This window comes from Nonomuraea mangrovi (assembly GCF_042681425.1).
Classification (GTDB): Bacteria; Actinomycetota; Actinomycetes; order Streptosporangiales; family Streptosporangiaceae; genus Nonomuraea; species Nonomuraea mangrovi.
In genome coordinates this window covers 1-4,886 of sequence record NZ_JBHUFV010000092.1, presented here as the reverse complement: position 1 = coordinate 4,886, position 4,886 = coordinate 1, and the positions used below count along the sequence as shown (strand labels likewise).

At 58.7% G+C, this 4,886-nt stretch carries 3 protein-coding genes and 1 pseudogene; all 4 read right to left on the bottom strand.

The window, feature by feature from the left end; genetic code table 11:
- Positions 1-46: 46 nt before the first annotated feature.
- Positions 47-631 (bottom strand): hypothetical protein, encoded by a 585-nt coding sequence (locus tag ACFSKW_RS50110; RefSeq protein ID WP_379582112.1) that lies wholly within the window; start codon positions 629-631, stop codon positions 47-49.
- Between the two features lie 508 nt (positions 632-1,139).
- Positions 1,140-1,351: pseudogene (locus ACFSKW_RS50105) on the bottom strand (IS5/IS1182 family transposase); the annotation flags it as partial.
- 247 nt (positions 1,352-1,598) lie between these two features.
- On the bottom strand, positions 1,599-3,728 hold the full coding sequence (locus ACFSKW_RS50100) for an NACHT domain-containing protein (RefSeq protein WP_379582110.1): 2,130 nt from the start codon (positions 3,726-3,728) through the stop codon (positions 1,599-1,601).
- Positions 3,691-4,218: an NACHT N-terminal helical domain 7-containing protein gene (locus tag ACFSKW_RS50095; protein ID WP_379582108.1), complete on the bottom strand. Its 528-nt coding sequence runs from the start codon at positions 4,216-4,218 to the stop codon at positions 3,691-3,693. Before ACFSKW_RS50095 ends, ACFSKW_RS50100 begins: the two co-directional genes overlap by 38 nt.
- Between the last annotated feature and the right edge of the window lie 668 nt (positions 4,219-4,886).

The following is a 4,886-nucleotide window of genomic DNA, read 5'->3' as shown; positions in this document are numbered from 1 at the left end:
ATCCAAACAGCCGCATAGGCTACGCCCATAAGACGGCTGTCCGGAATCACCGTGGCCCCTCAGATGGTCTCGATGAAATCGCAGGCCAACAGGGCATCGGCTTGCGAGCGCAGGAGTCGGCCCACGTGATGGACACCCTCTCGGGCGCCGGATCAAGCCCTTCCTGCTTGAGGATCTCCCAGACCGTCGACGCAGCGACCTTGATGCCGAGCGTGGTGAGCTCACCGTGCACCCGCCGATATCCCCACGCCGGGTTCTCGCGAACCAGTCGCAGGATGAGGACACGGATGGAGCGGACTGTGGGCGGGCGACCTCGCCTGTTCGGCCGGCACGTACGGGCGTGACGCCTTTTCATCAGATCGCGGTGCCAGCGCAAGACGGTGTCCGGTCGGACGAGCAGCCGTAGCCGGCGCAGGACCTCACGTGGCAGCGATGTCAGCAGCGCGGCGAGGAAAGCCCGGTCCTCGGGCGTGAACCTCACCCTGGTATCGCCGCCGAGTTGCCGTTCAAGCACGGTGATCTGATGGCGCAGGACAAGGATCTCGACGTCCTTGTCCCGATCGCTCATTGGCAGCAACCGCAGCGCGGCAAAGGCGTTCGTAACGGCGAGATAGGCCAGGCGAAGGAGCACGGTCGATCATCATTCCGCATGCATCTCCCTCTGCTGAGGGCCGGAGCTCGCGCACGCCATGCACGGCCCACATGGCCGTGAGCTGGGCGGACGCAATTATCGGCAGGCGCAGAGGCCCGTGTGGGAGGACGCCCCTGCCTGCGGCGTTTGAACATCCAGCGGCGCCGTACCACGTCAGCGTGCGAGCGCAGCAGCGTGCCCGGCGTCACGAACAACCGCAGCCGACCGGCTGTGGGCAGTAGCCGCGTCAGCGCGGTGATCATCGCCCGGTCCGCCCATGACAGTCGCGGTTGGGCCACCTGACGACGCAGCACCACGAGTTGTTGGCGCAGCATCAGGATCTCGACGTCCTTCGACGTCTCGGAACGGACCAGCAGCACCAGCCAGCCCGCGAGTCTGAGGAAGATCAGATAGAGCAATTGCAGCGCCATGAGCAACGATCATGCACAGTGAACGCGCGAGCGTCGAACCGCAGATCAGCCGCGTTGGCCGAGTTTCTGGCACCCACACGCCAGGCGGTGATGGTGACGATGCCGAACCCGCTGGCCAACCAGGCGTAGGTGTGGCCGCCTCGCAGGTGGGTCGGCACCAGCAAGGCCTGGCGGCCGGGTGCTAGCCGCCGCAAGCAGGAACCTCGTTTGGCGCGACGGTCACGTAACAGGTCGGCCAGGACGACAGGGTGCGAGTGGACAGCGGAATGACGACAGGGTAAGACAGCACCCAGCGGCTCCCAGTCGGGGCATCGGATCTCGGTCGACTGCTCCTCATTAGCATCCGCAGCGCGGGGACTGGGAACGGGGAGGAACTGGTCGGCCGCGACCAGAAGCTGAGCCTGCTCCGGGGATTGCTGGAGGAAGCGGCCAGCGGCCGCGGGCGGGTGATCGTGCTCCGGGGCCGTAGGTATCGGGAAGATCGCGCTCCTGGGCGCCGTCCGCACGAGGCTGAGCGGAGCAACCTGTTGGTGTTCTCAGCCGTGGGAGTCGAGGTCGGTCTGCGGGCGAAGACGTTCTACCGGTTCCTCAACGAGACCGCCAGACGGGCGGAGGAGGTACTTGGCATCAACATCGAGGATCTGGACTTCGCAGGCTGAATGGTTATTAGTGCTCTGTGGCTCGGCGCTGATTTTGCTGTCCAGTTGTAGAGCGTAGCCCCACCCATTGCCTGTCTTCCGTCGCCTTATTTGCACCATCCGGATATGGCTCTCGAACTCGTCAACGGCACACTGCGACTTCCAGAGAAAGAAATAACGTTCCCATTCGGTTGGAACATCCTCATGGCCGGGCAGTAGATCACTAGCGACAACATATTCGGTGGAGGCTGCTGCGAGCAAGATCAGATTCATTGAGTAATAGGCGTAACGCTTGGCAGGGCTGGCAATCGCCGGCCGGTAAGTGGGATATGAAGCATCTGCTCGAACATCCAGATCTCGAAACAACTCTAATGCTAGCCTCAACCATTGACTTGCTTCTCCACGCTTTATCGCGAGCATTCGGAAGAAGCTGACTAGTGGAGAATGAAGAGCCAAAGCGGACCAAGAGAGCAGAGAGCGCAATAGGCAATCGCCTAGATCGTCTAGAAGGCGACTACGCGGCCTTGACGCCATCTCGCTGAGAATAGAGGTTACTAGTCGGGCGATGAGAAAATCCCCGAAGGTCGCGTGCAAAAACTCGTAGGTTTGGAGGACGTCGGCGTCCCGAGTGGCTCGTGCCTCGTATACGAAGAAAAAGCGACCAAACAGCTGCTCTCCCGCACTGAGCGGAGTGGCGAGACTTGCGCCACGTGACGAAGCCGAACCGAGGGCGCAAAGGTCGCCGTTCACCTCTTCGCCGGTGATCCACTGACGGCGGCGATTGAACATTGAAAATGCAACGAAGGCCAAACGCTGGAGTTCGAGCTCAACTTGATCGCGCACTTCATGGGAAGGGTACAATTTCTCAGTTTCCCGTTCCACGAAGCGAACCACAAGCCGCTCATACAGATCGGCCTGCCCAAACTTCGCCTCCGTGAGCCTTAGTGAATTCCCGTCGGCATCATACAGTGCAAGCATAAGCAATAGGAGGGGCTGTTCGGACAGGCCTCGATGCTTCAGAGCTAGATCGAGTGCAAATGTCTCGAGTTCAAACTCGGCAAAGTATGTCGCACTTGATCGATTCCATACCTCGAGCCAACGGGAGATCTGCCCTTCGTCGAAGGGCTCAAGTCGTGCAACCAATGCTCCCTGTGGTAGTTTTGCATAGTGGGCTACAGCTGTCCTTGACGTGACGACAACCGCTACTGCGCGGCCCAACTCTGCCTGTTGCTCCTGGAACCTAACCACTCTCGTTAGATAGTCGGATTCCCTGAGCCCGGTTGCCTGAAGTAGCTCATCAAATCCGTCGAGAATTACGACAGGAAGAATTCCTTGTGCAGCCCTGACCAGAGCGGGCCATGAGAGTCGTTCTCCAGTAGCATTTACGATGGCTTGCTCGATTTGCTCCTGGATGCCAGCATTGGCCGATACCTCACGGAGTGGTACGCGTATAGGAAGATAGTCGTCAGAGAGCCGTGCTCCCAGTACTTTCGAAAGAGCGGACTTCCCTGCCCCGGGCTGACCCAAGACAATCAAAGGGATGCGACTCGCTGTAGGGTGTGTCAGGAACCCTGCAAGGAATGTCTCTAGATCCTCTCTGACCTCCTTGTCCTCCCAGCATGATTCCACACTTGGATTATCTGCAGCGGCCATTTCGGCGACGCGAAACCGCTGTGCGATGTAGGCCTCCTCCAGCATGGGAAGTCTCATTCCGGTTGGAACGTCACCCGCTTCGACGACTTGGTGATTGAGAGCACTGCGGTGTATCTTCTTAATGGCATCCAGTTGTTCCGGGAGCGCACATCCTGTACCAGAACGCGATAGTAGGCGTTCCAGGTTGGCCAATCCCTTTCGCGTGGATTGGTGATCCACCATGCTCGTCCAGAATGCAAATTCCGGCACCTCTATGGCTAGTCGGCGATAGTTGTCTTCGTAGCGCGCGATAGCAAATTCGGGCAGTATCCTGAACTGCGCGGATATCACCTCCCACTCATGAGACTTCAGCCGCCTCCAAAGCCCCAAGGCCACGAACAAAGCAGAGTAGCTGTCTTGAGAATTTGTGATAATATTGTCTAATATTTTCTTTAGTCACCTCATAAGGATGCTGAGGCGATGGACAAATGGGAGATTTCAGGTCATTCAGCGTCGTATTGGTGTGGCGTTCGATGGCGCGAATCCTGTTGGCACGCAGTGGTTCCCAAGCGGCTTTTATTGAGCGCAACTCTTTGTTGCTCAAATGGGTATTGAGATCATCCATAGCCTCAAAGAAGGAGGTGACGACAACGATTGTGTGAGCGGCTTCAATACGATCCGTACGACTCTGCCATTCCCTCTCTGAACGCTTGTCACGCCACTGCACCAGCAGATCGCTGCCCAGTCGTACTAGTTCATTCTTAACATCGATCAAATCCCATATCCCAAGTGTGCCAAGACTGAGGAGGGTGCTCAACGTCTTTAGCGAAGGGTCGGGACCACCAAGCAGGCGTACCGCGTCGCCAAATCTAGATTCACGGCTCATGTCAGGATTATGGCGTCAGGCGGGCTCGTGTGTGGGGTGTTTCAACGTAAGTGGCGCGCCAGCCTCGGCTCTTCCACTGAGCACGTCAATGGTCTTACCAGGAGTCGGGCCAACCCCGGCTCCCGTTCGTGACCCGCACTGTCGCCATGACCTGCACAATTAGATTCAGGTAGATCATTTACTGCCGGGTATCCGATGCTCGGGCGCAGCCTGCCGTACACGGACTTGATCTACAACCTGGACTGTGGGGCTGCCGACAATTACATCCATGCAGTTCAAGCTGCATATGGGCACTCGTGGAGAACTCCCTCGGGCCGATCTCTTCGGCTTATACCCAAGGCCGCGATTCGACTCCGGATCCTTGATCAAGTCCGGGAGTACGCAGCGGGACCGCTTGAGCCAGAGCTTGATGGGCTCGACGCTCGTTCTAGAAGCGCTCGTACTCACGCAGGGCATGATGCAGGTGGCGTTCAATCCACAGTAGGCAGCGGTCCAGCAGCTCGTGGCGGCACGACTGCGCCCACCTCTCGATGATCTAGTTCATCCGCGGCATCCAGGTCGCGAGGTCCGGTGGATACCCCGCACGAAGGTCGCCGCGCTTTCAATGAGCCCTTTTCATCCTGAAGCGGCAGGTCACAGGCTCGTTGCAAGCCGGTCGACTTGACCTA